The following is a 24,351-nucleotide window of genomic DNA, read 5'->3' on the forward strand; positions in this document are numbered from 1 at the left end:
GGCCAGAAGCCTCAGCGTCACGCAGTAGGCTAACGAATTACCCGGACGGGACACTGGGAGTTATGGGACCGGCACGTCCATTCAACAAGGGTATGGACGTGCCGGTTTTATATCATTTAGTAATGATCATAGTTAATGCGCCCGGATAGCGGATCATCCACCTACCCGGCGCTGGTTCTCGAAATGTTCCCGGGTCAGCCGGAACACCACCGGGCTGAGCAGCACCAGGGCGATCAGGTTGGGCAGCGCCATCATGGCGTTGAGGGTGTCCGCCAGCAGCCAGACAAAGCCCAGGTTCAGGGTGGCGCCGATGGGGATGGCGAGGATCCAGAGTACCCGATAGGGCACGATGGCTTTCACGCCGAACAGGAACTCGACACTGCGTTCGCCGTAGAAGGACCAGCCGAGGATGGTGGTGAACGCGAAGATGGCGAGAGCAATTGCCACCACATAGTTGCCGCCGGGAATGCCCAGGGCAAAGGCGTTGGAGGTCAGGGCGGCACCGGATTCGCCGCTGTTCCAGGCGCCGGAAGTGATGATCACCATGCCGGTGATGGTGCACACGATAATGGTGTCGATGAAGGTGCCCAGCATGGCCACCATGCCCTGGTTGATCGGCTGGCGGGTCTGGGCTGCCGCGTGGGCGATGGGGGCCGAGCCCAGGCCGGCCTCGTTGGAGAACACGCCCCGGGCGACACCGAAACGGATGGCCGCCCACACCGCTGCCCCGGCGAAACCACCCTCGGCGGCGGTGCCGGTAAAGGCATCGGTGAACACCATGGCGAAGGCGGCCGGCAGTTCAGTGGCATTGACGGCGAGCGCCGCCAGACCGATCACCACGTAGGAGATGGCCATCAGCGGCACCAAGGCACTGGCTACCTGGCCGATGCGGCGGATGCCGCCGATCAGCACCATGCCCACCAGTACCATCAGGATCAGGCCGGTGGCCCAGTGGGGCAGCGCGAAGTTGGTCTGCAGGACATCCGCCACGGAGTTGGCCTGCACGGTGTTGCCGATGCCGAAGCCGGCAATGGCGGCGAAGATGGCGAACAGTACACCCAGCCAGGCCCACTTCTTGCCCAGGCCGTTGCGAATGTAGTACATGGGGCCGCCCACATGGGAGCCGCGTTCATCCACTTCCCGGAAGTTCACCGCCAATACGGCCTCGGAATATTTGGTGGCCATGCCCACCAGGGCGGTGAGCCACATCCAGAACAGCGCCCCCGGGCCCCCCAGGAACACGGCAGTGGCGACGCCGGCGATATTGCCGGTGCCGATGGTGGCGGACAGGGCGGTCATCAGCGCCTGGAACGGGGGAATCTCCCCTTCCTTGACCGCATCACCGCCGCTACGGCCCTGCCACATCAACCGGAAACCTTCGCCGAGGCGGAGGATGGGCATGAGTTTCAGGCCCAGGCTAAGGAACAGCCCGACCCCCAGTATAAGGACCAGCATGGGTGGCCCCCACACAAGGCCGTTAATAAAGGACACAGCGTTGCTGATTGCTTCCATGGTGTGCTCCGTAACCGATCCCCGCGTATCGCGGTTCTTTCGCGGGGTTATATGACAGTTTGAAATCCCCCTGAAGTTTAGACTCTGATTAACGGATGTAAATTATTTCAAATCAGCAAGTTGGCCGGTTGGGATAAATGGGTGAGAAAATGACATTTCGTTTTGGTCGGTTCTTGCCTAAGGTAAGGGGATAGGGGAGTGTTTGAACGGCGGCCACCGAACGGTCCTGGCCCGTTCAGAACGCCCGACAGAAAGGGCGCCGTATGGTACCGGTGAACGATGGTGCCGGCGTCAGGACAACAGGACGAAAGAGAACAGGAGGACGTTCATGATGCGCTCACTGAAAGCGTCGGACATCATGTGGAACCACATCGAACCGGTCCGGCTGGGTACGCCCCTGCCAGTGGTGGTGAAACACCTGCTGCAGAACCACGTTACCGGTCTGCCGATGGTGGATGACCATCGCAAGGTGGTGGGTTTCGTGTCCGAACAGGATTGTATCCATGCCCTGCTGGTCAGCAGCTACCACAGTGAGGGGGAGCCCTCGGTGGATGATGTGATGATGCGTGAGCCGGTGATGATCAGCCCGGAAATGTCGGTGGTGGACCTGGCCCAGGCCCTGGGGCGTGGCAAGCCCAAGGTCTATCCGGTGCAGGAGCATGGCCGCCTGCTCGGTATCGTGACCCGCACGTCGATCCTGGCGGAACTGGCCCGTGTCGGCGCGGGCATCGATGTCGGTCGTTTTGCCGAGGCAGACTGATATTTTATCCGCCGGGACTATGGCACTCTTTATCGACGACCAGGCAGGCGCATATTGTGCAGGCCCTGGGGCTGTGTTGAGCCGCAGGGCCTATGGGTGACTCGGGCTCTGGCCGGTCAGGGGCTGACTTCGAGCAGCACCTTGCCGGTGCTCTCGTTACTGGCGAGGTAGGCCAGGGCGTCGTTGGCCTCCGCGATGGGCCAGGTGCGGTCGATCACGGGTTTGATCTCGCCACTGGCCAGCCGGGGCCATACCTGCTCGTAGAGGGCGTCCATCACCTCGCCTTTCACGCTGACCGGTTGGGCCCGTAACGTGGAGCCGATGACCCGCTGGCGCTTCATCAGCATGGCGCCGGTGTTCAGTTTGGCGTCGGTGCCGCCCATCAGCCCGATCAGCACGATGCGGCCTTCCATGTTCAGGCATTTCTGGTTCTCGGCGATGTAGTCGCCACCCACCGGATCCAGCACCATATCGGCGCCGCCCCAGTCCTTCACCGCATCGGCGAAGGAGCCCTGGTGACGGTTCCAGGTGCCACTGGCCCCCAGCTCGCGGCAGTAGGCCAGCTTGTCATCACTGCCAGCGGTGGCGAAGATCTCGTTGCCCATGGCCACGGCGAGCTGGATGGTGGCGGTACCCAGGCCGCTGGCGGCGGCATGCACAAGCACCCGCTCCCCGGGTTTTACCCCGGCGACCATGTACAGGTTCATCCAGGCGGTGGCCAGGACTTCCGGCAGGGCGGCGGCCTGCTTCAGGGTCAGGCCCGGGGGCAGCGGCAGCACCTGGGCAGACGGCACGTTGACACGGGTGGCGTAGCCGCCGCCGGTGAGCAGGGCGCAGACCTCGTTGCCCGGCTCCAGGTGGGAGACGTTCTCGCCCACGGCGGCCACCCGGCCGCTGACTTCCAGGCCCAGGATCTCCGAGGCGCCGGGGGGTGGTGGGTAGGCGCCCTTGCTCTGCATCAGGTCGGCCCGGTTCATGCCGGCCCAGGCGACGTCAATGGCCACCTCGTCCGGGCCGGGCTCGGGCAGGTCCGGGTGATCGGTCCATGTCAGGACCTGGTCGTTTACCGTAATCGCTTTCATGGGGACTCCTGATTCTTGGTGTGCCGTGCGGTTATGGGTGTTCATAATCCCACAATGCCTGGAAATCCATGGGGGGCATCATGTCGACCACTTCCACTGCCCGGATGTTGAAATCCAGCAGCCCGGTATCGCGTTCGAAGCCGCTGGCATAGGCGCTGCCCATGGGGTCGCTGATGGCCTTGACCCGGTGCCCGCCCATATGGACCGGGCGATGGGTGACCACGGCAATTTCATTACTGGCCAGCCGTACCAGTGCACCCGGCGGATAGGGGGTCAGGGCGTTCAGCAGTGCCCGGAACAGGGCGGGCCTGGGGCTGTCCTGGGCTGCGTCGACCAGGGCCTTGCGGGCCTGGGTGATACTGTACCGGGAACGATAGCCCCGGCGACTGATCAGCGCAACGTAGTGTTCCGCCAGGGCCATGATATGGGCTTCCGGCAGTATGGCGTCGCCGGTCAGGCCCTCGGGATAGCCGCTGCCGTCGGCGCGCTCATGGTGCTGCAGGACAATTTTCAGCAGCAGCCGGTTTTCAATGCCGGCCTCATGCAGGGCCCTGGCGGCCAGTTGCGGATGCCGGTGGATAATGGACCGCTGCTGGTCGTTGAGGCCGTGACTGGAGGCATTGAGCTTGTCGAGGATGGGCATCAGTGCCAGGTTGGCGGACAGGGCCGCCGCCATCAGCACCACGATACGGCCGTCGTCCAGGTGCATTTCCCGACCGGCAAAGTGGCAGACGATGGCATAGAACAGCGACTGTTCCGTTGCCGTGGGTTCCACGGAGTACAGGTGGACCAGGGACAGGGTGGCGTCCGGCGCCTCCCGGCAGATGCGGTCGATGAGCCGGGCCAGCCCCAGCAGTTTCAGGCGGGCGTCCGGGTCCCGGGTGGAGATGGCATCGTAGGTCCGGTCCAGGGTCTTGAGCAGGGCCCGGTAGTCGGCAAACGGGTTGCGCTGCCCCTCGGCGACCTCTTCCGCCACTTCCTCGTCGGGGTTCTCCGCCTGATGGGGGTAGAACATGCCCCGGTTGTAGAGCTGTTCCAGCTGGCTCTCGCTCTGGATGACGTAACCCTGGGCCAGCAGCACTTCCCCGTGGGCGTCGAACACCGGCCATGGCAGGGGTTTGCCCACCACCAGGACGCCGGGGGAAACCCGGACCAGATTCTGGGTGGGAGCCGTGGGCTTATTCTCCGGCATGGCTGATCACGGTGCCACGACCGGCGGTCTGCATCCTGTCCCGCAGGTCGTCGGGGAGGGGCTTCTTGCCAAGGGTTTCCGGATCCACCAGCACATAGGTCACCTCCGCCCGGGCAATGGGGGTGTCGTCGGGATAGCGGACAAACTGCACTTCCAGGGTAAAGGAGGTGTTCCCCAGGTGCTTGACCGTCACCCGGCCGCACAGTACGTCGTCGAAATGGGCGGGGGCCGACCAGTTCAGGGTCATACTGACCACCTGCATGTCCATGCCCTGCTTGAGCATGTCCCGGTAGTCACCGAACAGCGCCCGGATGTACTCGTTAATGGTGATGTCCACGTAATCCGCATAACGGGCATTGAAGACCACCTGCTGGGCGTCGCACTCGGCATAGCGGACTCGGAAGCGGAATTCCATCGGTTTGTCGGTCATGGAGGCTCCTGTTGTTGTCATTGCCCCCAAGTGTACCCGGACCGGCGCTTTTGTCACCCGTTGGATGCGGATAGGGGGCCGTTGATCGCATGCTGTACAGCGCTCGATAACCGTTATCGATTTTTGATGTTTGTCAGGTCAGGGATGGCTCCTTACCATTGCGCCCTATTTTGGTGCGCGGAGGGGGCTGTGGGAGCCAGGAACGAACGATTACGGTGGCAACTGACGTCCGGGGTATTGCGGGCGCTGCATCTTGAACGGCTGGCTGACCGCTATAGTCGCCGGACGGTCATGGCGGGCTTCAGCCTGATCAACGGCGGTTTCAGCATTGCCCTGGTGGCCTTTGTGGCCCTGGTGACCCAGGAGGCCTTCATCTTCCCGTCCCTGGGGGCCACGGCGTTTATCCTGTTCCATGTGCCCATGGCGGAACCGGCCTCGCCCCGTAACACCCTGTGCGGCCATTTCCTGGGAGCGGTTATGGGACTGCTGAGCCTCTATGTGTTCGGGCTACAGAATCATCCCTCGGCCTTCCTGGAAGGCGTGCATGGTGCCCGTGTGGGGGCGGCAGCCCTGTCACTGGGGCTCACCGGCTGCCTGATGGTGCTGTTCCGGGTGCCCCACCCGCCTGCCGGGGCCACCGCCCTGATCGTGTCCCTGGGGCTGATGCCGGACCCGGCCCAGTTGCCGGTATTGATGGCGGGGGTACTGATCCTGCTGGCCCATGCCTTTGTGATGAACCGCCTGTCGGGGATTCCCTACCCCTTGTGGCGGAGTCGTCCGCCAGTATCGGAGGCCGGGGCCCTGGCCAGCTCCCGCTCCCTGTGATCGTCACCGGCGCCTGTCTCAACGGCGGGCGTGATGACGGGGGCGTTGTTATCGGGCCTGGGGCCTATTCAGGGTTATCCGGCACCCGCTCGCCAGCACCCGTCCCGACGCTGAGTCGCTCCAGGATCCGTGCTTTTTCACCGTTCTGCTCGAGCTGTTCCAGTACCCTGGCAAGGGGGGCGGCCAGTCCGGCATGGCGGCGGTGGAGGTAGTGGTAAAGGGTGAAGTCCGTGACCGCTTCCGGGAACACGTAGACGCTATCCCAGGCGTTATCGTTCAGCGGTGAGAAACCCTCGATGCCGGAGACCAGGGCCAGGTCCACCCGCCCCCATTCCAGCATGGCAAGTATCTGGGCATAGCTGTCGGTGCGTACCGGCGTCATGCCGAGGGCTTCCGCAGTCTGCTCGGCAACAATCACACCCCGCCGCACCGCGACCCGCAGGTCGGTGGTCGTTAACTGGCCCAGGCTCTGCAAGCCGACCAGGCCGGGGTTATTGGTGACGGCATGGAGCCGCCCCTCCAGTAGCGGATAGGGAACCCGTACCAGGTTGGGATACTGGTCGCCGACATCCGCAATCCGGAACAGGTCACCGTCTACCTCTCCGATATCCGCCATCAGTAGCGCCCGCCGGGAGGGTACCAGTCGGGTAACAACGTTGATACCAAGCTGGTCATAGGCGGTACGTAACAGCTCAAGTGCCAGTGTTGTGCTGGGTACGTCCGCGATCACCGCAAAGCGAAGTTCCGACGGCATGTCGTCCTCGGCCGGATCGGCGAAGGCGGTAGCGGCATTGCCAAGCAGCAATGTGATGAGCAGAAGTCGGGCCCACATGGTGGTTTCCTGGCCGTTTACAGGTACCTGACAGCGTAGATCGGAATGCACGGCTTTACGCTATCGAAATGTAAATTCTGCATAACAGGCTTGGAGTCTGGTGGTTTTTGCCAGATGGAGAAGTCATCCGTTTCCTGAGAGGGGCCAACGTCAGGACGGATTGGTGGCGGACGTAACTGGACGGCGCGTATACAGAAACAACCGCCACCCCAGCAACAACGCCGCCGACGCCAGCCCGGCGGTAATGCCTGCCCAGAAGCCCGGTGCTCCCATGGCCCCCACGATCAGGTCGGTGAAGGTGAGCACATACCCCAGCGGCAGGCCCACGCCCCAGAACGAGAACAGCATGATGAACATGGGGATGCGGGTGTCCTTGTAGCCCCGCAGAGCGCTGATGCAGGTGACCTGGATGACGTCGGCGATCTGGAACGCGGCGGCGAATTTTACCAGCAGGACGGTGACCGACTGCACCTGCGGGTCGCTGGTATACAGCCGGGCAATGGCGCCGGCGAAGCCGTACAGTAGCGAGGCAAAGACGAGGGCGGTGCCCGCCGCCAGGATCAACGAACTGCGGGACAGCAGGTGAGCCGTGCCGGACGTGCCGGCGCCCACCAGGAAGGCCACCCGCAGGGTCAGCGCCATGCCGATGCTCAACGGTACCATGAAGGTCAGCGAGGTGACGTTCAGGGCAATCTGGTGTCCGGCCACCACCACCGGGCCCAGCGAGGCCAGAAACAGGGCGATCACGCAGAACATACTGGCTTCCACAAAGATGGTAAATCCGATGGGCAGGCCGATACGCAGGATATACTTCAGGTTGGCCAGATCCGGTCTGGCCCGGTCCGCGATCAGATGGAACGACCGGTAGACCGGGCTGCGGTTCAGGTAGAACACCATGGCGAAGGCGGCGATCAGGTTGGAGATGGCCGTGGCCCAGCCACAACCCACGCCGCCCAGCTCCGGCAGCCCGAACTTGCCGTAGATCAGCATCCAGTTCAGGGGCAGGTTGATCAGGGTGCCGAGCACCGAGAAGGCCATGATCACCCGGGTATGGCCCAGGCCGTCGGTCAGGCCCCGCAGCGCCACCATCAGCAGCATGAAGGGGATGCCCCAGGCAAAGGCGTCCAGGTAGCCATCGGCCACTTCGGCGGTTTGCGAGTCCAGTCCCATCAGGCTGAACACGGGGTGCACGTTGACCACCAGCAGGATCATCAGCAGGGCGCTGGCGGCCGCGATGTAGAGACCCTGCCAGGTGGCCGGCATGATCCGGTCCAGGGTTCTGGAGCCGTTGTAGCCGGAAATGATGGGCTGCAGGGCGCTCAGTACGCCCATGGAGAACAGGAACACCGGCATCCAGATGGCGCTGCCGATACCCACGGCGGCCAGGTCCTCGGCGCTGGCATGGCCGGCCATGACGGTGTCGATCACGCCGTTGGCCATCTGGGCGATCTGGGCTACCAGGATGGGGCCGCCCAGCAGGGCCAGGGTGCGCCACTCGGCAAGCACCCTTGGCACCAGGGGTGCCCGGGTATCGGGAACTGGTTGGTGTTCTTCGTCCAGCATGGTTCGGAAGCTACCTGAAACCGCGTGAGGGCGGCCTACTATACACCTCGTGCCCGGAATGCGGGAACGTCGGTAGCGGAATTCCCTACCGGGCAGGCCAGGGCTACGTAATCCTCCACCCACCAGACCACGCCGCGATCGGCAAACTGGTAGGACAGGCGGGTTGAACTGCAGGCGCCAAGCTGGAGCGCGAGTAGGGAAAATAGTAGGATCCTTGTCACTTGTCCGGGCAGGCGATGGTTCATGGGTGCAAGTCCTTTTAGAATGTCGTTGCCCTGTGCGGCATTGCCTGCATCGATGGTTCGGTCAGCCGTGCCGCCATCAACGGGTCTTTTTGTTCTGTTACGACCCGATGCGTTCACCGGATGTTCCCGGTTTTCCACCCACTACCAGGAGTCACTGCCTTGGCCAGGTCCAGGATGCCACGCCCTCGTCAGCTTATCTTTGCTTTCTATATGTCCTGCCTGATGTCGTTCCTGATGTCCGGGGTGATCACGATGATCAATACCGGTGTGGAGGGCCCGTTCCTCCAGCGCTGGCTGGCCGCCTGGCTGGTGGCATGGGCTGTTGCCTACCCCCTGGTGGTGTTTATCGCCCCGCTGGCCGGACGGCTGACCGAAGCCACCCTGAGACGGTTTGGCGCCAGCGATACGCCGGAATGAGTCCGACGCCCGCCCCTCACTCCATCAACACGGCGGACTTCACCAGGGCATAGACCGTTTGCCCAGTCTCCAGTGCCAGCTCGTTCGCCGATGTCTGCGTGATCCTCGATAGCAGTACCTGCCCGTCCGCCAGCCGACAGGTGATGGTGCAGCGGTGTTCATCGGTCTTATCCATGCGCTCGATGCGCACCGGCATCTGGTTGCGGATGCTGATCCCCGCCGGCTCTTCCGTGGCCAGGCTGACGTCACTGGCCAGAATGCGCAGGCGGTGGAGGCTGGTCTGGTGGCTGGAATAACCACTGACCTGGAAGGCGATGGACGGGCGGCCCTCACCACCCTCGGTCACGAACTGCCATTCGCCATCGGGCAGACTGGTCAGCCGGCCCCGAAGCACCGAGGCGGGACCTTCATCGCTGAACAGGGGGGAATCCGGTCGGGCCAGGGTTTCCCGCAGGGTCTCGATGCGTTCCAGGCGACCGTTGACCATGAAGGCGACGTGATCGGCCAGTTGTTCCACCTCCTGAGCGGAATGGGTGACCAGCAGGATGGGGACGCCGGTGGTGGCCGGCAGGTCCGCCAGGAACGGCAGGATCTCCCGCTTGGCATCGGCATCCAGTGCGGACAGGGGTTCATCCAGCAGCATCAGTTGGGGGCTAGTGAGCAGCGCCCGGCCCAGGGCTACTCGTTGGCGCTGGCCCCCGGACAGGGTGTGCACCGGTTGCTCCAGCAGGCCGTCCAGGTCCAGCAGGGCGCGGATGGTTTCCGGGTGCAGGCGTCGCTGGTCTTTCGGCGTTCGTCGGTAGCCATAGAGCAGGTTGGCCCCCACCGAGAGGTGGGGCAACAGGCTGGATTCCTGGAACACCAGGCCGAGGCGACGATTGCTCAGTGGCACTCCCTTGCGACCGGACTGCCACTGCTGATCCTGGAAGCGGACCTGCCCACGACGCAGGCGTTCCAGGCCAGCAATTACCCGTAACAGGGTGGTCTTGCCGCAGCCGGAACGACCATAGAGGGCGGTAATGCCCTCCGTGGGCAGTGAGCCGTCCACCACCAGGGCGAAGTCGCCCTTGTGCAGGCGCACGCTGATCGACAGGGTCATGGTTTCACCCCGCCGGGATGCCGGTTCAGGCTGTATACCGTGACCAGCACCAGGAAGGCGAACATCAGCAGTCCCAGGGACAACCGATGGGCGGCGTCATAGTCCATGGCTTCGGCGTAGTCATAGATGAGTACGGACAGTACCTGGGTCTCGCCGGGGATGCTGCCGCCCAGCATCAGGATCACGCCGAATTCCCCCAGGGTGTGGGCGAAGGTCAGGGTGGCGGCGACGATAAAACCGCCTTTGCACAGGGGCAGGATCACCGTCAGGAAACGGTCCAGGGGGCCGGCGCCGAGGGAAGCGGCCACCTCCACCGGCCTGGTACCCAGGGCGCGGAAGGCTTCCATCAACGGTTGTACGGCAAACGGCAGAGAGTAGATCACCGACGCCACCAGGATGCCCTCGAAGGTGAAGGCCAGGTGGGTCAGCCCCATGGCTTCCAGGGTCTGGCCGACGGGCCCCCGGGGCCCCAGGACGATCAGCAGGTAGAAGCCGAGCACCGTGGGTGGCAGTACCAGCGGCAGCGCCACCAGGGCCTGCACGATGGTGCGGGAGGCGGAGCGTCGGTGGGCCAGCCACCAGGCCAGGGGCGTGGCCAACACCAGCAGGATCACCGTGGTCAGGCCGCACAGCTTTAGGGTGAGGTGGATGGCCTGCCAGTCCTGGGTGCTCAACTCCGGCATGGAATCACCGCCCCCTGGGAGCTTCGAAACCGAAACGGCCGAGGATGGCGGCGGCAGCCTCCGATACCATGAAGGACCGGAACCGCCATGCCTCCTCGCTGGAACCGCCCTGCTCGGTGACGACCATGGCCATGGCAAGGGGCTGGTGCAGGCTGTCATCGATCAGGGTGAACTTCCGACCGGCCAGGTCGGGGGCGAAGGTGAGTGACCAGGCGATGAGTCCCGCATCGGCGGCACCGGATTCCACCATGGCGGCGGTCTGGCCGATGTTCTCGCCATACACCAGTTTGGGTTGTAGCGGTTGCCACAGGTCGAGGGCCTGCAGGGCTTCCTTCGCCCGTTTCCCGTAGGGCGCATGGCGGGGCTGGGCGATGGCAATCCGCCGGATATCGTCACCGGCCAGGTCCGGGGGTGTCAGGGCTCCACGCTGCGGGTCATGGTGCCACAGCACCAGCCGCCCCACGGCATAGACCTGCGGATCGGTGGCGGAGGCGTCCATGCCAGCGAGGCGTTCCGGGTAACCGGTGTCGGCGGACAGAAAGATATCGTAGGGGGCGCCGTTGAGTACCTGGGTGGCCAGTTTTCCGGAGGCGCCGAACACCACCCTGACGGAGGCGTCCGGGTACTGTTGCTCAAAGGCATGGGTCAACTCCGGCATGGCCAGCCGCAGGCTGGAGGCGGCGGCAACGGTCAGGGCGTGGGCGGGGGTCGTCAGCAGTAGTGCCAGCAGGCTGGCGGTCAGAAAGATTCGCATGGCAAAGGAGGTCTCCATTGAATCGCCAGATTAGCCCATTTCAAACCGGTGTAAAACCTGACGCCAACTATCCCTGTCCGCTCATTGATCGCCTTGCTGGCAGCCGGCTAATAGTGCCGCCATGGCGGGGCGGCCCAGGGCGGTCACACGCTGGATATTGCGCTCGGGAATGGCGTCGGTGTCCGGGTAGGCGTCGATGGCCCGCTCCAGGCTGGCTTCCCGCAGCAGGTGCAGCATGGGGTAGGGTGAGCGGTTGGTGTAGTTCTCGGCCGCATCGGCGTTCGTATCGGCGAACTGGTACTGGGGGTGGAAGCTGGCGATCTGGAAGATACCTTCCAGGTCGAGTGCCTGGATCAGGCCGTCCGTCACCGCCAGGAAGTCGTTGTAGTCATGGAAATCCTGGAGCACGGCGGGGTGCACCAGCAGGGTGGTCTCAATGCTGTCGTCATCGGTCAGTAGCAGCAGTTCCCGCTGAAGGTCGGCCAGCAGTGAATCCTCGGTGTCCGCTTCGCTTACCGAAAAGCGAATACGGTCATTCACCAGTTCGCGACGGGCAAAGGGACACAGGTTGAGGTCGATTACCACGTCCTGCACCCAGCGTCGGGTGGCCTGGACAACCTTTTGTGGGTTCATGGGCTCCGGGGTCCTGACAGTCAGGTCATTTCATTAGCCAGCTATGATACAGTGCCCGGTCGCAAAAAGGGTGGATGGATATCGATGGCACTGCTGATTCTGGTAACGGTTCTCTGGGCATTTTCCTTCAGTCTGATTGGCGAGTTCCTGGCCGGGCACGTGGACAGTGATTTTGCGGTACTCAGCCGGGTACTCCTGGCGGCGCTGCTGTTCCTGCCGGTGACCCGTTGGGCCGGAGTTCCCGGGCGCCTGAAGCTGGGCATCATGGTTACCGGTGCGTTGCAGTTCGGTATTACCTATCTCTGTCTTTACCGCTCCTTTGCCTATCTGACCGTGCCCGAGGTGTTGCTGTTCACGGTCTTCACGCCGCTGTATGTGACCCTGGTGGACGACGCGCTGTATCGCCGGTTCTCCCCGGTGGCGCTGCTGGCGGCGGCGGTGGCCACCCTGGGCGCCGGTATCATCCGCTACGACGGGCTCAGCCAGGATTATCTGACCGGCTTCCTGCTGCTGCAAATGGCCAACCTGACCTTTGCCGCCGGTCAGGTGGGGTACAAGCACCTGATGCGTGCCTACCCGCTGCCGGTGCCCGCCTGGCGGACCTTCGGCTACTTCTTCCTGGGGGCGCTGACCATTGCCCTGCCGTCGTTCCTGATCTTTGGCGACCCTGCCAGGCTGCCGTCCACCGGCCTGCAGTGGGGCGTGCTGGCCTGGCTGGGGCTGGCGGCTTCCGGCCTGGGCCTGTACCTGTGGAACCGGGGGGCATGCCTGGTGGACGCCGGCACCCTGGCGGTGATGAACAACGTCCTGGTGCCCGCTGGCCTGGTGGTCAACCTGCTGATCTGGAACCGGGAGGCCGACCTGCTGCGGCTGGTCATCGGCGGCGGGGTGATCGCCCTGTCACTGTGGCTTAATGCCCGTTTCCACCCCCGGGCGCACCTGCAGGCCACCGCCTGACCGGGCACCCCGGGGGCCGGACTGTTCGATTCCTTTTGTTGCTTACCGTTTCTTTTTGTTAGCTAACGCATTTATTGACTAAAGTGAGTGTATTCGGCGCCGATACCCGTGAAACCAGCGGGCTGTGGTGGTGCCCGATGGAAGCCTGGTGTCCTGCGGGACACTCACTACCCTTGTCCATCGCCATGGAATCATACTGACTATGCGCAATAACGGCCCCGTTACCCAACGAGAAGCCAGAATGAAGCCGGGCAGCCGGCTGATCACTACAACCACGCTCAAGGGCGTGATCACCTACTGCAACGACGACTTTGCCGAGATCAGCGGCTTCAGCCGCGACGAACTGATCGGCCAGGCACACAACATCATCCGGCACCCGGACATGCCCCAGAGTGTGTTCAAGCTGATGTGGGACACCATCGGCGCCGGCAAGCCGTGGATGGGCGTGGTCAAGAACCGTTGCAGGAATGGTGACCACTACTGGGTCAGTGCCTATGTCACCCCGATTCTGGAGAACGGCAAGGTCACCGGTTATGAATCGGTCCGGGTGGAGCCGACCCGTGAACAGGTCGAACGGGCGGGACAGCTCTATCGCCGACTGTCCGCGGGGCGGGGCGCCTTCGGTACCAGTACCCGTCTGAAGTCGGTGATCCGGTCCGGCTGGCCGATGCTGATCCCGCTGGTTGCCAGCCTGGTGGCGGTGTCCCTGGATACGTTCTGGCCAGCGGTAGCGCTGGTGGTTGCGGGCTTCCTGGTGGGATGCGGGCTGCAGGCCACCTCCATCACCCGCAGGTTACGGGCATTGGTTGATCTGCGTCCGGATGCGTTCCATGACCCGCTGGTGGCGAAGACCTATACCAGTGAAACCGGGCTGTTTGCCGAACTGGGCATGGTACTGTTGAGCGAGGAAGCCCGTATCCGGACGGCCCTGACGCGGATCGAGGACAGCTCCGAAGTGCTGTCCCGGACGGCCCGGGAAGGGCTGGAGATGATCGCCGAGGGTGCCCGGGCCATTGAGGACCAGCGGCAGGAGACGGAGCAGACCGCCTCCGCCATGAACGAAATGAGCGCCTCCATCCAGGAGGTGACCGACAGCGTTAGCCGCAATGCCGAAGGGGCGTCCCAGGCCAGCGAGCTGGCGCGGAACGGGGGCCGCCTCAGTGCCGAGGCCTTGCAGTCCATCGAGCACCTGGTGGCCCAGGGCACGACGGTCGGCGAGACCGTCACCCGTCTCGGGGAGTCCACCGAAAAGATCGGCGAAGCGGCGCGACTGATTTCCGAAATTGCCGACCAGACCAACCTGCTGGCCCTGAACGCCGCCATCGAAGCGGCAAGGGCCGGTGAGCAGGGGCGTGGCTTTGCCGTGGTGGCGGATGAGGTCCGCTCCCTGGCGCAGCGTACACGCCAGTCCACGGTGTCGATCCATGAGGTGATCGACAGCTTCCGTTCCCAGGTGGACCAGGCTGTCCAGGCCACGCGGGACGGCGAGGAGATCGGCCAGCACGGCCTGACCAAGGTGCAGGAAACGGAGGCCGCGCTGAAGGACATCGTGCACACCATCCAGGAGATGTCCGACAGCTTTGTCAGCATGTCGGCGGCTTTCGAGGAGCAGAGCCAGGTGTCGGAGGAAATCAACCAGCAGGTTGTGCGCATCTCCGGCCTGGCGGATACCAGTACCGAAAAGGCCGACGGCGCCCGCCAGGCCAGCGAGGAAATCAGCCAGCAGGCCCGGGGCCTTAACGATCTGGTGGCGCGATTTGTCAGTCGCCAGTAATCCCCTGATGTGACGATTATTTCCTGAAATTGCCGGCACAGCGGACCAATTCCGGCTGCTGTGCCGGTACAGTACCTGACCCGCCGTTGCACACTTTCTGTGCGGCCAAGGTGGCATCAGCCGCCTGACACTGGCACAATCCGCCGCCAATTGCTGGTTTCCGGCAGGGAACACCACGACCAGCTATTCTCTTATTCCACTCCCAATGACAACTGTACCAGTACAGGGTTTAACTATGTCTGAAAAAGCTATGGCCGGTCGGGGCAACTGGTCGTCCCGTATGGCCTTTATCCTGGCCGCCGCGGGCTCCGCCGTGGGCCTGGGCAATATCTGGAAGTTCCCCTACATGACCGGCGAAAACGGCGGCGGTGCCTTCGTGATCGTCTATCTCGCCTGTATCGCCGTGATTGGCGTTCCCATCATGATGGCGGAAGTGTTCGTGGGCCGTAACGGTGGCCGCAACCCGGTGGCGAGCATGCGGATCGTGGCCGAGCGCAACCTCAGCAACCCCGCCTGGCGGGTATCCGCCATCATTGGTGTGCTGGCGGCGTTCATGATCCTGTCGTTCTACTCGGTCATCGGTGGCTGGTCCGCCTCCTATGTCCTGCATTCCGGCATGGGTGATTTCGTTGGCCAGGACGCAGACGCCGTCGGCAGCATCTTCAGTGCTCTGCTCGCGAGCCCCGGCATCCTGCTGTTCTGGCACACAGTGTTCATGGCGCTGGTGGTCTTCGTGGTCTCCCGGGGCCTGAAAGGCGGTCTCGAACGCGCGGCGAAGATCCTGATGCCGGCCCTGTTCGTGCTGTTGCTACTGGTCGTGGGCTACGCCACCACCACCGGGCATTTCGGCCAGGCACTGGACTTCCTGTTCACTCCGGACTTCAGCAAACTGACTTGGGATGCCGCGCTTCAGGCACTGGGGCAGGCCTTCTTCACCATGAGTCTGGGCATGGCCATCATGATGGCCTACGGTTCCTATCTGGGTAAGGATGTCTCCATCGGCCGGGCGGCCGTGGGCGTGGGCATCATGGATACCCTGGTGGCGCTGCTGGCTGGCCTGGCGATCTTCCCGTTCGTGTTCGCCAACGGCCTGGAAGCGGGCCAGGGCCCGGGCCTGATCTTCGTCACCCTGCCGCTGGCCTTCGGCCAGATGCCCCTGGGTGTGGTGTTCGCCACCGTCTTCTTCGTGCTGCTGCTGTTTGCCGCCTGGACGTCCGGTATTTCGCTGCTGGAGCCGGTCACCGAGTGGGTGGAGGAGAAAATGGCGATCACCCGCACCTCGGCGGCGATCCTGGCGGGTGTTGCCTGCTGGCTGCTCGGTGTTGCCTCGATCCTGTCGTTGAACGTCTGGTCCGATGTCTACCTGCTGGGCATGTTCGAGCGTTTCGAGCAGACCGCGATCCTGGACCTGCTGGACTTCTTCACCGCCAACATCATGCTGCCGCTGTCCGGTCTGCTGACGGCCCTGTTCGTGGGCTGGTGCGTGGCGAAGGAATCCCTGCAGGCGGATATGGCCATGTCCGACGGGCTGTTTGCCGTATGGCGTAACCTGCTGCGGTTTGTGACGCCCATTGCTGTACTGGCGGTGTTCATCTACAACCTGATGTAAAAAAGCGACCAGCACAAAACCAGAAAGCCGGAGGCCGGGTGCCCCTTCCGACACAGTCAGAGAACAGGGTTCTCGTGTCGGAAGGGGCACCCGGCCTTCGGCGTTTTGCACCGCCCAAACATGCCTGGGTGGTTCTCGGAGCTTCCTGGGCCAACGGGTTCGGCGACGTCCCTTTTGCGTGGGCCTGGTGGTTCTGGGGTTCCTTCCATAAAAAAGCCGTGAGCCCTTTCAGGCCCACGGCTTTTTCATTGTTGCCGGGTGTTACAGCCGGAAACGGGCGACCTGACTGCTAAGGTCTTCACCCAGCCGCGCCAGCTCATTGCTGGAGCTGGAGATCTGCTCCGCCGCCGTGGCGGACTGATCACTGACATCGCGAATCTGGGTGACGTTCTGGTTGATGTCTTCGGCCACGGACGTCTGCTGCTCGGCAGCGGTGGCGATCTGACTGTTGTACTGGCTGATGTTGCCCACCGCCTGGGCAATCTCACGGATGGTCTCGCCGGTGGTACGGGCGCTGTCCAGGGTCTGCCCGGCCAGCGTAGTGCCCCGCTCCATGGTGGAAACCGAGTTCTCGGTGCTGGAGACCAGGTTGGAAATCAGCGTCTCGATCTCCGAGGCGGAGCTCTGGGTGCGCTGGGCCAGGGAACGAACCTCATCGGCCACCACCGCAAAGCCACGCCCCTGCTCGCCGGCCCGGGCTGCCTCAATGGCGGCATTCAGCGCCAGCAGGTTGGTCTGCTCGGCCACCGACTTGATCACGTCCAGTACCGTGCCGATGTTCTCGCTGTCTTTCTGCAGACCACGCAGGCGCTCCATCACCTGTTCCACCTGACCATTGAGTTCGCTCACATAGGACAGGGTTTCCTCCACGGCGGATTCCCCGGCCGCCGCCTTCTCATTGGCGGTGTTGGCGGCACCAAAGGCTTCCTCGGCGCTCTTGGCGACGTCGTTCACCGTCGCCACCATTTCATTCATGGCGGTAGCCACCTGGTCGGTCTGGTCCCGCTGCTGGGTGACTCCCTGGCTGGTCTCGGCGGTCACCGTCGACAGCTCTTCGGCGGAGGAGGCGATATTGGTGGCGCTGGTGTTGATGTGACGGACCAGCTCCCGCAGGCTGGTCACCATGGCGCCCAGGGCCGACAGCAACTGCCCGAGCTCATCCCCCCGGTTGCTGGTAACGGTCTCCTGCAGGTCACCGTCCGCCACCCGTCTGGCCAGGGTCACGGCCTGATGGATGGGACGGGTGATACTACGGGTCAGCAGCCACGCCAGGACCACGCCCAGGATCACAATCACCAGGACCACAACGCCGATGATCGTCGCGGCGGTCTTCTGCTCATTGACCATCTTCTGCCGCTGGGTTTCCTGCAACTCCACCGCTGTGTCCAGAATACCGCGTGCGGTGTCGACCATCCGTTGCTGTAGCTGCTGGGTCTGGTTCTCCGCTTCCACTACGTCACCAAACACCCCCACGTAGCGATCCAGCAGGTCCTTCAGCGCGTTCTTGACCTCCTTGTCGAGGAAGGAGGACTCAAGGGTACGGACAGCACGGTCAGCGGCCGAGCGGAACTGTTCCACCGCCTCCTGATTGTTTTCCACCAGGAAGTTGCCTTCATTGCGGCGCATCTGCTGGATGGCCGCGTTGGTGGCATAGAGGCTGTCCTCGGAGGCAAAACCACTGGTGACACCCCGCACGGCCATTTCCAGCGCTTCCAGTTTCTCGCTCCGCAAGGCCCGGACCTCGACCAGGTCCTGCAATTGCTGGCCATACTCGGTCACCCCTTCCTGAATACGGGCGACGCGGGCGTCGTCTTCCGGCTCCACCAGCCTGGGTTCGAGGGCACCGGCGAGGTCACTGGCCTGCTGGGTGCTGGCTATCGCCGCATCCACATAGTCCGGCTCTCCCCGTAGCAGGAAGTTTTTCTCGTTCTGGCGGGCCTCGAGCAGGCTGGCTTCAATCGAGGAGGCATCGGCCACAATGCTGGCACGACCGCCAAAATTGGTCAGGGAGAAATAGCCGGTGGCACCCACCACGATGGTCAGCAGGATCAGTACGGCGAATCCCAGGCCCAGCTTCATGCCAAGGGACAGAGTGATATTGGAAAGCTTTTGCAGAGGGTGCATTTCAGGCTCCGGCAAAAATCGTTATTGGAATTGGTGTGATAGACCGGTTATCGGCTGCATACGCTTATTATTTAGTGGGATGCGGGCAGGCCGGGGTGAATATCATGGATGACGTACACCGCAAAGCAGTAAAACGGGAAGGGGGCGGTCAGGCAAGCGGCTTTTGGTAACAGAGTGCAAAGGGGGGCACATCTGCCGTTGCGGGGCTGCTTGTGCATAAAAAAGCCGGCTCCTGACGGAGCCGGCCCGTTGTGGCGGAACCTGTCGTCAGAAGAACAGGTCCGGCAGGTAGGTGACGATCTCCGGGAAGATCATCAGCAGCACCAGGCCGATAATTTCCACGATCACGAACGGAATCACCGACTTGTAGATGTCCTTCATGGTGATGTCCGGCGGCACGATGCCCTTGAGGTAGAACAGGTTGAAACCGAAGGGCGGCGTCATGTACCCGATCTCCATGTTGATCACGAACAGGATGCCGAACCAGATCGGATCGAAGCCCAGGGACTCCACGATAGGCAGGAACACCGGCAGGGTGATCAGCATGATGCCCACGGGGTCCAGCACCATGCCCAGCAGGAAGGTGATCAGCATCATGGCGATGATCACGCCCCAGGGGCCGCCCGGGATCTGGGCCATGAAGCCCTCGATCAGTGCCTGGGCCCCCATGCTCTGGTAGGCGGCGCTGAAGGCGTGGGCCGCGAACAGAATCCACATGATCATGCCGGTCAGCTTGAAGGTGCGGATTGACGCTTCCTTGAGCAGCGCAAAGTCCAGCTTGCGATAGACCGCGGCGGCAATGAGGGAGCCGAACACGCCCATGGCGGCGGCTTCCGTAGGCGTGGTGATGCCGCCCATGATGGACCCCAGCACCATGAACACAATCATGATGGGCAGTGCCACGGAGCGCAGGGCCAGCAACTTGTCACGCAGGGTGCCGCGTTCTTCCGGCGGCATGGCTGGCGCCAGGTGTGGCTGCAGGCTGCTGCGGACCAGGATGTAGATGGCCGTAAGCACCATCAGCAGGATGCCCGGCAGGATGCCGGCGGCGAACATCTTGCCCACCGACACGCCGCTGATCAGCGCGTACAGGATCATCATGATGCTGGGCGGGATCAGGATGCCCCAGCCGCCACCGGTGTTGATGACACCGAGGCACATGCTTCGGTCATAGCCCCGCTCCAGCATGGCCGGGAGGGCGATGGTGCCCATGGCGACAACGGCAGCACCGCTGATACCCACCATGGCGGCGAAGATGGCGCAGATCATCAGCGTACCGATGGCCAGGCCGCCCCTCAGGCCACCAAACCAGAGATGCATGGCGCGGTAGAGGTCCCGGGCAACGCCGGTGCGCTCAAGAATCATGGCCATGTAGACAAACAGGGGGATGGCCACCAGGGTGAAGCTGCCCATGGTGCTCCAGATCTGGGAGGACACCATGTAGAAGGAGTCGAACCCCCAGGTGAAATAGAGGAATACGACGGATACGCCGCCCAGCACGAAGGCCAGCGGCAGGCCCAGGAACACGAACAGCAGCAGTGATCCGAAGAAAAGCAGGGTCAGGACTTCAATGCTCACAGTTGCTCTCCCTTGGAATCGTGCTCAGGGTGGTCCTCGGGTTTGTAGTAGCTGAGGTTGCAGGCAATGGCGATGTCTTCCAGCAGTTTGACCACACCCTGCAGCAGCAACAGGCCGGCACCTACCGGGAGGCAGACTTTCACTGGCCAGATGGGCGGGTTCCAGGCCGAGTAGGAGGTTTCCCAGCTACTGACCGATTCGGTGGCCATGTCGTAGCCGAAGTAGAGCAGGGCCAGGGTAAAGATAAAGAACAGGATCGATGTGAATATATCGATGGCCGCCTGGGTGCGTGGACCGAACATTGAATAGATCAGGTCAACGTTGACATGCCCACGATAGGCCATCAGATAGCCGCCGGAGAGCACGGCGTAGACACCAAACAGCAGTTGAGTCAGTTCGTTGGTCCATACGGTCGGGGAGTTGAAGGCATACCGCAGGAAGACTTCCAGCAATATGAACACGAACATGGCAAACACCAGGAACGACACCCCAACGCCAATGGCCTTGTTGAGTCTGGTGACGCCGTTCATGAATGCGGTGATCGCACGCATGGGGGCCTCCGGGAGGAACATTGTAGCTTACAATAAAAAACCGGGGGCCCATCTCAGGAGCCCCCGGCCGGTTCTGTTCGGCTTTACAGGTAGCCGAGGTCGCTCAGGAAATCCTTGAGCATGGCCAGAGCTTCCGCAGCCTTTTCGCTGCGCTCGCCTTCCTCATCCCACATAGCCTGGGCGGTCTGGACCAGGTGATCCTGAACCTCCTGGGGCAGGGTGTTCACCTGAACACCTTCCTCGGCCATGGCCTTGGCCAGGGTGATGCGCTCCTTGTACTGGTACTCGTTGGTGCGGTACCAGAACTGCTCGTTGAGCACGTCCTTCACCAGCTGCTGCAGGTCTTCCGGCAGCTCGTCCAGGGCCTTCTGGCTGACGATGATCACGTCGGTGCCGGCGATGTTCAGGGCCGGCTGTACGTGGTACTTGGCGATCTCGTACAGACCCATGGAGTAGGCACCCTGGGCCGCACCCCAGTGGGCGCCGTCCACAATGCCGGAGTCCAGGGCGGTGTACAGTTCGCCACCCGGGATGTAGGAGGCGGCAGCGCCGGCCTCGGTGAGGAATTTCTGCAGGGCGCCGGAAGAGCGGATCTTCAGGCTTTCAAATTCCTCCACGCTCTCGATGGGATCCTTGACCACCATCTCGGTGGGGTAGACCTTGTCGGTGGACCAGTAGACGCCGTGCTGTGCGGCTTCTTCCCGCAGCATGTCCTCGAATCCCAGGCCCTGATGGAAGTAGGCTGCTTCCCAGACATTACGGAAGGCGAACGGCAGACCGGAGGCGATACCCGCCAGGGTCATCTTGTCCTGCGCGTAGGCCGGAGAGATGGTGCCCATCTCAAGGATGCCACGACTGACCGCGTTGAAGGTCTCCTGAGCCTTGAACAGCGCACCGGCCTCGAACAGCTCAAGCTGGATGCGACCGTTGGAACGTTCCTCAAGCTGCTCCTTGAGTCGACCCAGGCTGTCCTTGTAGGAGCTGGATGAGCCCGGCCAGTGTGACTGGACCTTCCAGGTAAAGGTTTCTTCCTGCGCGGAGGCGGTACCGGCCATCAGGGTGGCGGTGACGCCCAGGGTAAGTGCCGAGGCAAATACCGTGAGTGATTTGCGAATGTTGTTAAGCATTACTTCTTAACCTCTTTGTTGTTTTCCTATGGAGACATCCTGTCTTGATTCCACCTAGCGAAACTTACGACTGCACAATGGATTTGTGTTTCCCAAATTTATCGCAATCGAGCGAGCGTTTGCAATACTGCTCGGGATTCTTTAATCGATAGGGCACCCGGTGAAGCCCCTTAAAGGCTTCAGGCTGAAGGATACCCGCATTACGATAGGTGAATCACTGGAAACATAGCTTATGCAAGCGGTTTTGTCCGGTGATGGGTCACTTTCTTTCCAGTTGATCGGGCCATGGCAGGCCTTGTGGAAACAGGTGTTCCTGTATCCTTCGTGCCACCTGTATCAGGGTCTTTTCACTCCAGGCCGGGCCGATAATCTGCGCTGCCCGGGGTAGGCCATCCGCGCCGAAGCCCACTGGAAAACTGATGGCCGGCAACCCGACCACCATGGCCACACCCGCCCATACGGTCACGTCCAGGTAGGGTTCTTCCCGACCATTGATGGTCAGGGTGCGTGCCATTGCGGAGGTGTTCTGGTCATGGGGGAAAGGCAGGGTGTTGGTGACCGGGCAGACAAGCAGGTCGTAGTTCTCGAAGAACCGGGCCCAGGTTCGTTGCAGCTTTGCCCGCTCCTCATCCTTTTGCAGCCATTCGCCGTGGGTTTGCAGCGCCCCACGGGCAAAGCGGTGGGGGTAGTCATCGCCTTCTTCGGCGGCCTTGGCGGCCAGACGGTCGCGGACCTTCGCTGGCAGCCCCTGGCTCATGACGCCGCCCAGCAGGTGGTAATAGAGCCGGTGGCTTTTTTCCAGAGTGAGTTCTTCCGGTTGGGCATCCTCTAAGGAAGCGCCCAGGGATTTCAGTTCGTCGCAGAGCCCTGCCAGGCCGCCCAGCACCTCTTTGTCCACCGGGGCCCAGTCGTCGTTGAGCCAGGTGGCAAAGTGGTAGTCCGCCAGCGGTCTGTCATCCGGCTCCGGCAGGTTGATCTGCCAGGGGGCCATATCATCGTCGGGACCGGCCAGCAGGTCCAGCTCGGCTTCCAGGTCGTCCAGGTGCCGCGCCAGCGGGCCGCCAACGCCCATGTCCCGCTTGGCGACACTGCCTGGCGCCCCCGGCACGTGGCCGCGCATGGGGATCAACCCTGAGGTGGTCTTGAGACCGTAGATGCCGCAGAAGGCCGCTGGTGTGCGAATGGAGCCGCCGATATCACTGCCCAGTTCCAGGGGCGTCAGCCCGGCCGCCAAGGCAGCCGCAGCACCACCGGAGGAGCCGCCCGGGGTCAGGCTGGTATTCCAGGGGTTGTTGCTGGTGCCGTAGATATCGTTGAAGGACTGCAGGTCACCGGCGAACTCCGGCACGTTGGTCTTGCCAAAGACAATCGCCCCGGCATCCAGCAGCCGCTGGACGGCCACGGCGGTGCGGGGGGAGACATGGTCCTGGTACCCCTTGTGACCCGCCGTGGTGGGCCAGCCCTCGATCTCGTAGGTTTCCTTGATCGTCATGGGGACCCCATGCAGGGGCCCCAGGTCCTTACCAGTGGCGGCGGCCTGGTCGGCGGCTCTGGCCTGCTCGCGGGCCTGTTCCTCCCGCAGGACCACGATGGCATTAAGGTCCGGGTTCAGGCGTCGGGTCCGTTCGAGGAAATGGTCCAGCACCTGTTCGCTGGTGTATTGCCGGGCCTTGATGCCCCGGGCCAGTTCAAACGCAGGTATCTTGTGGAAATCCATGGGGGCTCCGTTGTCATTGTTCTGGAACGGCGAGGGAATGTTCGGTTTCGCTACGATAGAATATCCCGCTGATTTGTGAAACAGTATTTCGAAATAAACCTGTAGGAGCACTCATGATCAAAACGGATAAGAAGAACGGCTACGTCCACCTACTGATTTCCCGCCCCGAGAAGAAGAACGCTCTCACCCGCGACATGTACGCTGCCCTGTCGGAGGGTGTGGAGAAGGCCGCGGCCGACCCCGACGTTAATGCCATTGTGATCAGCGGTGATGGCGGTGTGTTTACCGCCGGCAACGACCTGGATGATTTCCGGGCCCGTGCCACCGACACGTCCCCCAAACCGTCAGCCGGCCTGGCCTTTATCGAGACCCTGATGCACTGCGACACACCGGTACTGGTGGCGGCGGAAGGTCTGGCCATCGGTATCGGCACCACCATGCTGCTGCACGTGGATGCGGTGTACGCCGGTCGCTCCACCCGTTTCAAGACCGCCTTCGTGGACCTCGGACTGGTACCGGAGGCGGCGTCCACCGTCACCATGCCCCTGCACCTGGGGGCCAGGAAGTCCGCCGAACTGCTGCTGATGGGGGATGTTCTGACCGCGGATGAGGCAGCGGACATCGGCCTGATCAGCCGGGCGGTGGAAGACGGCGAGGCCCTTGCCGAGACCGTTGCCGCCGCCGAAAAGCTGGCGGGTAAGCCCCGTGAGGCGCTGCGTGCCAGCAAGCGGCTGATGAAGGCGCCCTGGCAGGCGATGACCAAGGAGGCCCTGGAGCGTGAGCGTGAGGTGTTCGGTGAGCGACTGCGTTCAGAGGAGTGCCATGCGGCCCTGGCCCGTATGCAGAAGAAATAGCATCAGCCCTGCGATTGTCTGTCGCGCAGGCTC

22 protein-coding genes are annotated in these 24,351 nt (G+C 62.8%); 7 read left to right on the forward strand and 15 right to left on the reverse strand.

The window, feature by feature from the left end:
* Positions 1–153: 153 nt before the first annotated feature.
* A complete protein-coding gene (locus tag RO069_RS03880; protein ID WP_328185415.1) occupies positions 154–1,512 on the reverse strand; it encodes an alanine/glycine:cation symporter family protein in 1,359 nt (452 codons plus the stop codon).
* A gap of 331 nt (positions 1,513–1,843) precedes the next feature.
* On the opposite strand from RO069_RS03880, the gene RO069_RS03885 reads away from it, so the two are divergent.
* Positions 1,844–2,272, forward strand: a complete 429-nt coding sequence (locus tag RO069_RS03885) for a CBS domain-containing protein (RefSeq protein ID WP_328185480.1) — start codon at positions 1,844–1,846, stop codon at positions 2,270–2,272.
* Between the two features lie 116 nt (positions 2,273–2,388).
* Here RO069_RS03885 and RO069_RS03890 read toward each other — a convergent pair whose 3' ends face one another.
* The 3 genes from RO069_RS03890 to RO069_RS03900 are packed head-to-tail and all read right to left on the reverse strand — an operon-like array spanning position 2,389 to position 4,976.
* Positions 2,389–3,354, reverse strand: a complete 966-nt coding sequence (locus RO069_RS03890) for an NAD(P)H-quinone oxidoreductase (protein ID WP_328185416.1) — start codon at positions 3,352–3,354, stop codon at positions 2,389–2,391.
* 31 nt (positions 3,355–3,385) lie between these two features.
* On the reverse strand, positions 3,386–4,546 hold the full coding sequence (locus tag RO069_RS03895; protein WP_328185417.1) for an HD-GYP domain-containing protein: 1,161 nt from the start codon (positions 4,544–4,546) through the stop codon (positions 3,386–3,388).
* Positions 4,533–4,976, reverse strand: a complete 444-nt coding sequence (locus RO069_RS03900; protein WP_328185418.1) for an acyl-CoA thioesterase — start codon at positions 4,974–4,976, stop codon at positions 4,533–4,535. The genes RO069_RS03895 and RO069_RS03900 overlap by 14 nt, the downstream gene beginning before the upstream one ends.
* Positions 4,977–5,165: 189 nt before the next feature.
* On the opposite strand from RO069_RS03900, the gene RO069_RS03905 reads away from it, so the two are divergent.
* Positions 5,166–5,801 carry an HPP family protein gene (locus RO069_RS03905; protein WP_328185419.1) on the forward strand — a complete coding sequence of 212 codons (636 nt, stop codon included), beginning with the start codon at positions 5,166–5,168 and terminating at the stop codon, positions 5,799–5,801.
* Positions 5,802–5,865: 64 nt separating this feature from the next.
* On the opposite strand, the gene RO069_RS03910 is transcribed toward RO069_RS03905, so the two are convergent.
* Both RO069_RS03910 and RO069_RS03915 read right to left on the reverse strand, forming a co-directional pair.
* Complete coding sequence (locus RO069_RS03910; protein WP_328185420.1) at positions 5,866–6,633, reverse strand: transporter substrate-binding domain-containing protein; 768 nt, start codon at positions 6,631–6,633, stop codon at positions 5,866–5,868.
* Between the two features lie 150 nt (positions 6,634–6,783).
* Positions 6,784–8,193, reverse strand: a complete 1,410-nt coding sequence (locus RO069_RS03915; RefSeq protein WP_328185481.1) for an MATE family efflux transporter — start codon at positions 8,191–8,193, stop codon at positions 6,784–6,786.
* A 407-nt stretch (positions 8,194–8,600) separates the two neighbouring features.
* On the opposite strand from RO069_RS03915, the gene RO069_RS03920 reads away from it, so the two are divergent.
* Complete coding sequence (locus RO069_RS03920) at positions 8,601–8,858, forward strand: DUF2798 domain-containing protein (RefSeq protein WP_328185421.1); 258 nt, start codon at positions 8,601–8,603, stop codon at positions 8,856–8,858.
* Between the two features lie 16 nt (positions 8,859–8,874).
* On the opposite strand, the gene modC is transcribed toward RO069_RS03920, so the two are convergent.
* The 4 genes from modC to RO069_RS03940 all read right to left on the reverse strand — a co-directional run bounded on the left by modC (position 8,875) and on the right by RO069_RS03940 (position 12,027).
* Positions 8,875–9,957, reverse strand: coding sequence for a molybdenum ABC transporter ATP-binding protein (gene modC, locus RO069_RS03925; protein ID WP_328185422.1), 1,083 nt, complete (start codon positions 9,955–9,957; stop codon positions 8,875–8,877).
* Complete coding sequence (modB, locus tag RO069_RS03930; RefSeq protein WP_328185423.1) at positions 9,954–10,640, reverse strand: molybdate ABC transporter permease subunit; 687 nt, start codon at positions 10,638–10,640, stop codon at positions 9,954–9,956. Before modB ends, modC begins: the two co-directional genes overlap by 4 nt.
* Positions 10,641–10,644: 4 nt before the next feature.
* Positions 10,645–11,394 carry a molybdate ABC transporter substrate-binding protein gene (modA, locus tag RO069_RS03935; protein ID WP_328185424.1) on the reverse strand — a complete coding sequence of 250 codons (750 nt, stop codon included), beginning with the start codon at positions 11,392–11,394 and terminating at the stop codon, positions 10,645–10,647.
* Positions 11,395–11,475: 81 nt separating this feature from the next.
* On the reverse strand, positions 11,476–12,027 hold the full coding sequence (locus RO069_RS03940) for a DUF1415 domain-containing protein (RefSeq protein WP_328185425.1): 552 nt from the start codon (positions 12,025–12,027) through the stop codon (positions 11,476–11,478).
* Between the two features lie 84 nt (positions 12,028–12,111).
* Between RO069_RS03940 and RO069_RS03945 the strand changes: the two genes are divergently transcribed.
* The 3 genes from RO069_RS03945 to RO069_RS03955 all read left to right on the forward strand — a co-directional run bounded on the left by RO069_RS03945 (position 12,112) and on the right by RO069_RS03955 (position 16,367).
* On the forward strand, positions 12,112–12,984 hold the full coding sequence (locus RO069_RS03945) for an EamA family transporter (protein WP_328185426.1): 873 nt from the start codon (positions 12,112–12,114) through the stop codon (positions 12,982–12,984).
* 241 nt (positions 12,985–13,225) lie between these two features.
* The gene (locus RO069_RS03950) at positions 13,226–14,758 is read left to right on the forward strand and encodes a methyl-accepting chemotaxis protein (protein ID WP_328185427.1); all 1,533 of its coding nucleotides are present in this window, start codon (positions 13,226–13,228) and stop codon (positions 14,756–14,758) included.
* Positions 14,759–14,993: 235 nt separating this feature from the next.
* The gene (locus RO069_RS03955; protein WP_328185428.1) at positions 14,994–16,367 is read left to right on the forward strand and encodes a sodium-dependent transporter; all 1,374 of its coding nucleotides are present in this window, start codon (positions 14,994–14,996) and stop codon (positions 16,365–16,367) included.
* A 261-nt stretch (positions 16,368–16,628) separates the two neighbouring features.
* On the opposite strand, the gene RO069_RS03960 is transcribed toward RO069_RS03955, so the two are convergent.
* The 5 genes from RO069_RS03960 to RO069_RS03980 all read right to left on the reverse strand — a co-directional run bounded on the left by RO069_RS03960 (position 16,629) and on the right by RO069_RS03980 (position 23,464).
* Positions 16,629–18,491 carry a HAMP domain-containing methyl-accepting chemotaxis protein gene (locus RO069_RS03960; protein ID WP_328185429.1) on the reverse strand — a complete coding sequence of 621 codons (1,863 nt, stop codon included), beginning with the start codon at positions 18,489–18,491 and terminating at the stop codon, positions 16,629–16,631.
* A 267-nt stretch (positions 18,492–18,758) separates the two neighbouring features.
* Positions 18,759–20,069, reverse strand: coding sequence for a TRAP transporter large permease (locus RO069_RS03965; RefSeq protein ID WP_328185430.1), 1,311 nt, complete (start codon positions 20,067–20,069; stop codon positions 18,759–18,761).
* Positions 20,066–20,620 (reverse strand): TRAP transporter small permease subunit, encoded by a 555-nt coding sequence (locus RO069_RS03970; RefSeq protein ID WP_328185431.1) that lies wholly within the window; start codon positions 20,618–20,620, stop codon positions 20,066–20,068. The genes RO069_RS03965 and RO069_RS03970 overlap by 4 nt, the downstream gene beginning before the upstream one ends.
* A gap of 83 nt (positions 20,621–20,703) precedes the next feature.
* The gene (gene dctP, locus RO069_RS03975) at positions 20,704–21,747 is read right to left on the reverse strand and encodes a TRAP transporter substrate-binding protein DctP (protein WP_328185432.1); all 1,044 of its coding nucleotides are present in this window, start codon (positions 21,745–21,747) and stop codon (positions 20,704–20,706) included.
* A 259-nt stretch (positions 21,748–22,006) separates the two neighbouring features.
* Entirely contained in the window at positions 22,007–23,464 is a 1,458-nt protein-coding gene (locus RO069_RS03980) for an amidase family protein (RefSeq protein ID WP_328185433.1), read from the reverse strand.
* A gap of 113 nt (positions 23,465–23,577) precedes the next feature.
* On the opposite strand from RO069_RS03980, the gene RO069_RS03985 reads away from it, so the two are divergent.
* Entirely contained in the window at positions 23,578–24,318 is a 741-nt protein-coding gene (locus RO069_RS03985; RefSeq protein WP_328185434.1) for an enoyl-CoA hydratase/isomerase family protein, read from the forward strand.
* Positions 24,319–24,351: the final 33 nt, after the last annotated feature.

The sequence above is a fragment of the Marinobacter sp. OP 3.4 genome, assembly GCF_036224885.1.
Taxonomy (GTDB): domain Bacteria; phylum Pseudomonadota; class Gammaproteobacteria; order Pseudomonadales; family Oleiphilaceae; genus Marinobacter.

What these genes read in the sequence shown, in the direction of transcription:
- RO069_RS03940 (WP_328185425.1), bottom strand. Translation starts at nt 12,027, where the DNA reads ATGAACCCACAAAAGGTTGTCCAGGCCACCCGACGCTGGGTGCAGGAC.
- RO069_RS03970 (WP_328185431.1), bottom strand. Translation starts at nt 20,620, where the DNA reads ATGCGTGCGATCACCGCATTCATGAACGGCGTCACCAGACTCAACAAG.
- modC (WP_328185422.1), bottom strand. Translation starts at nt 9,957, where the DNA reads ATGACCCTGTCGATCAGCGTGCGCCTGCACAAGGGCGACTTCGCCCTG.
- RO069_RS03895 (WP_328185417.1), bottom strand. Translation starts at nt 4,546, where the DNA reads ATGCCGGAGAATAAGCCCACGGCTCCCACCCAGAATCTGGTCCGGGTT.
- modA (WP_328185424.1), bottom strand. Translation starts at nt 11,394, where the DNA reads ATGCGAATCTTTCTGACCGCCAGCCTGCTGGCACTACTGCTGACGACC.
- RO069_RS03910 (WP_328185420.1), bottom strand. Translation starts at nt 6,633, where the DNA reads ATGTGGGCCCGACTTCTGCTCATCACATTGCTGCTTGGCAATGCCGCT.
- RO069_RS03960 (WP_328185429.1), bottom strand. Translation starts at nt 18,491, where the DNA reads ATGCACCCTCTGCAAAAGCTTTCCAATATCACTCTGTCCCTTGGCATG.
- RO069_RS03955 (WP_328185428.1), top strand. Translation starts at nt 14,994, where the DNA reads ATGTCTGAAAAAGCTATGGCCGGTCGGGGCAACTGGTCGTCCCGTATG.
- modB (WP_328185423.1), bottom strand. Translation starts at nt 10,640, where the DNA reads ATGCCGGAGTTGAGCACCCAGGACTGGCAGGCCATCCACCTCACCCTA.
- RO069_RS03945 (WP_328185426.1), top strand. Translation starts at nt 12,112, where the DNA reads ATGGCACTGCTGATTCTGGTAACGGTTCTCTGGGCATTTTCCTTCAGT.
- RO069_RS03985 (WP_328185434.1), top strand. Translation starts at nt 23,578, where the DNA reads ATGATCAAAACGGATAAGAAGAACGGCTACGTCCACCTACTGATTTCC.
- RO069_RS03890 (WP_328185416.1), bottom strand. Translation starts at nt 3,354, where the DNA reads ATGAAAGCGATTACGGTAAACGACCAGGTCCTGACATGGACCGATCAC.
- dctP (WP_328185432.1), bottom strand. Translation starts at nt 21,747, where the DNA reads ATGCTTAACAACATTCGCAAATCACTCACGGTATTTGCCTCGGCACTT.
- RO069_RS03900 (WP_328185418.1), bottom strand. Translation starts at nt 4,976, where the DNA reads ATGACCGACAAACCGATGGAATTCCGCTTCCGAGTCCGCTATGCCGAG.
- RO069_RS03980 (WP_328185433.1), bottom strand. Translation starts at nt 23,464, where the DNA reads ATGGATTTCCACAAGATACCTGCGTTTGAACTGGCCCGGGGCATCAAG.
- RO069_RS03885 (WP_328185480.1), top strand. Translation starts at nt 1,844, where the DNA reads ATGCGCTCACTGAAAGCGTCGGACATCATGTGGAACCACATCGAACCG.
- RO069_RS03880 (WP_328185415.1), bottom strand. Translation starts at nt 1,512, where the DNA reads ATGGAAGCAATCAGCAACGCTGTGTCCTTTATTAACGGCCTTGTGTGG.
- RO069_RS03950 (WP_328185427.1), top strand. Translation starts at nt 13,226, where the DNA reads ATGAAGCCGGGCAGCCGGCTGATCACTACAACCACGCTCAAGGGCGTG.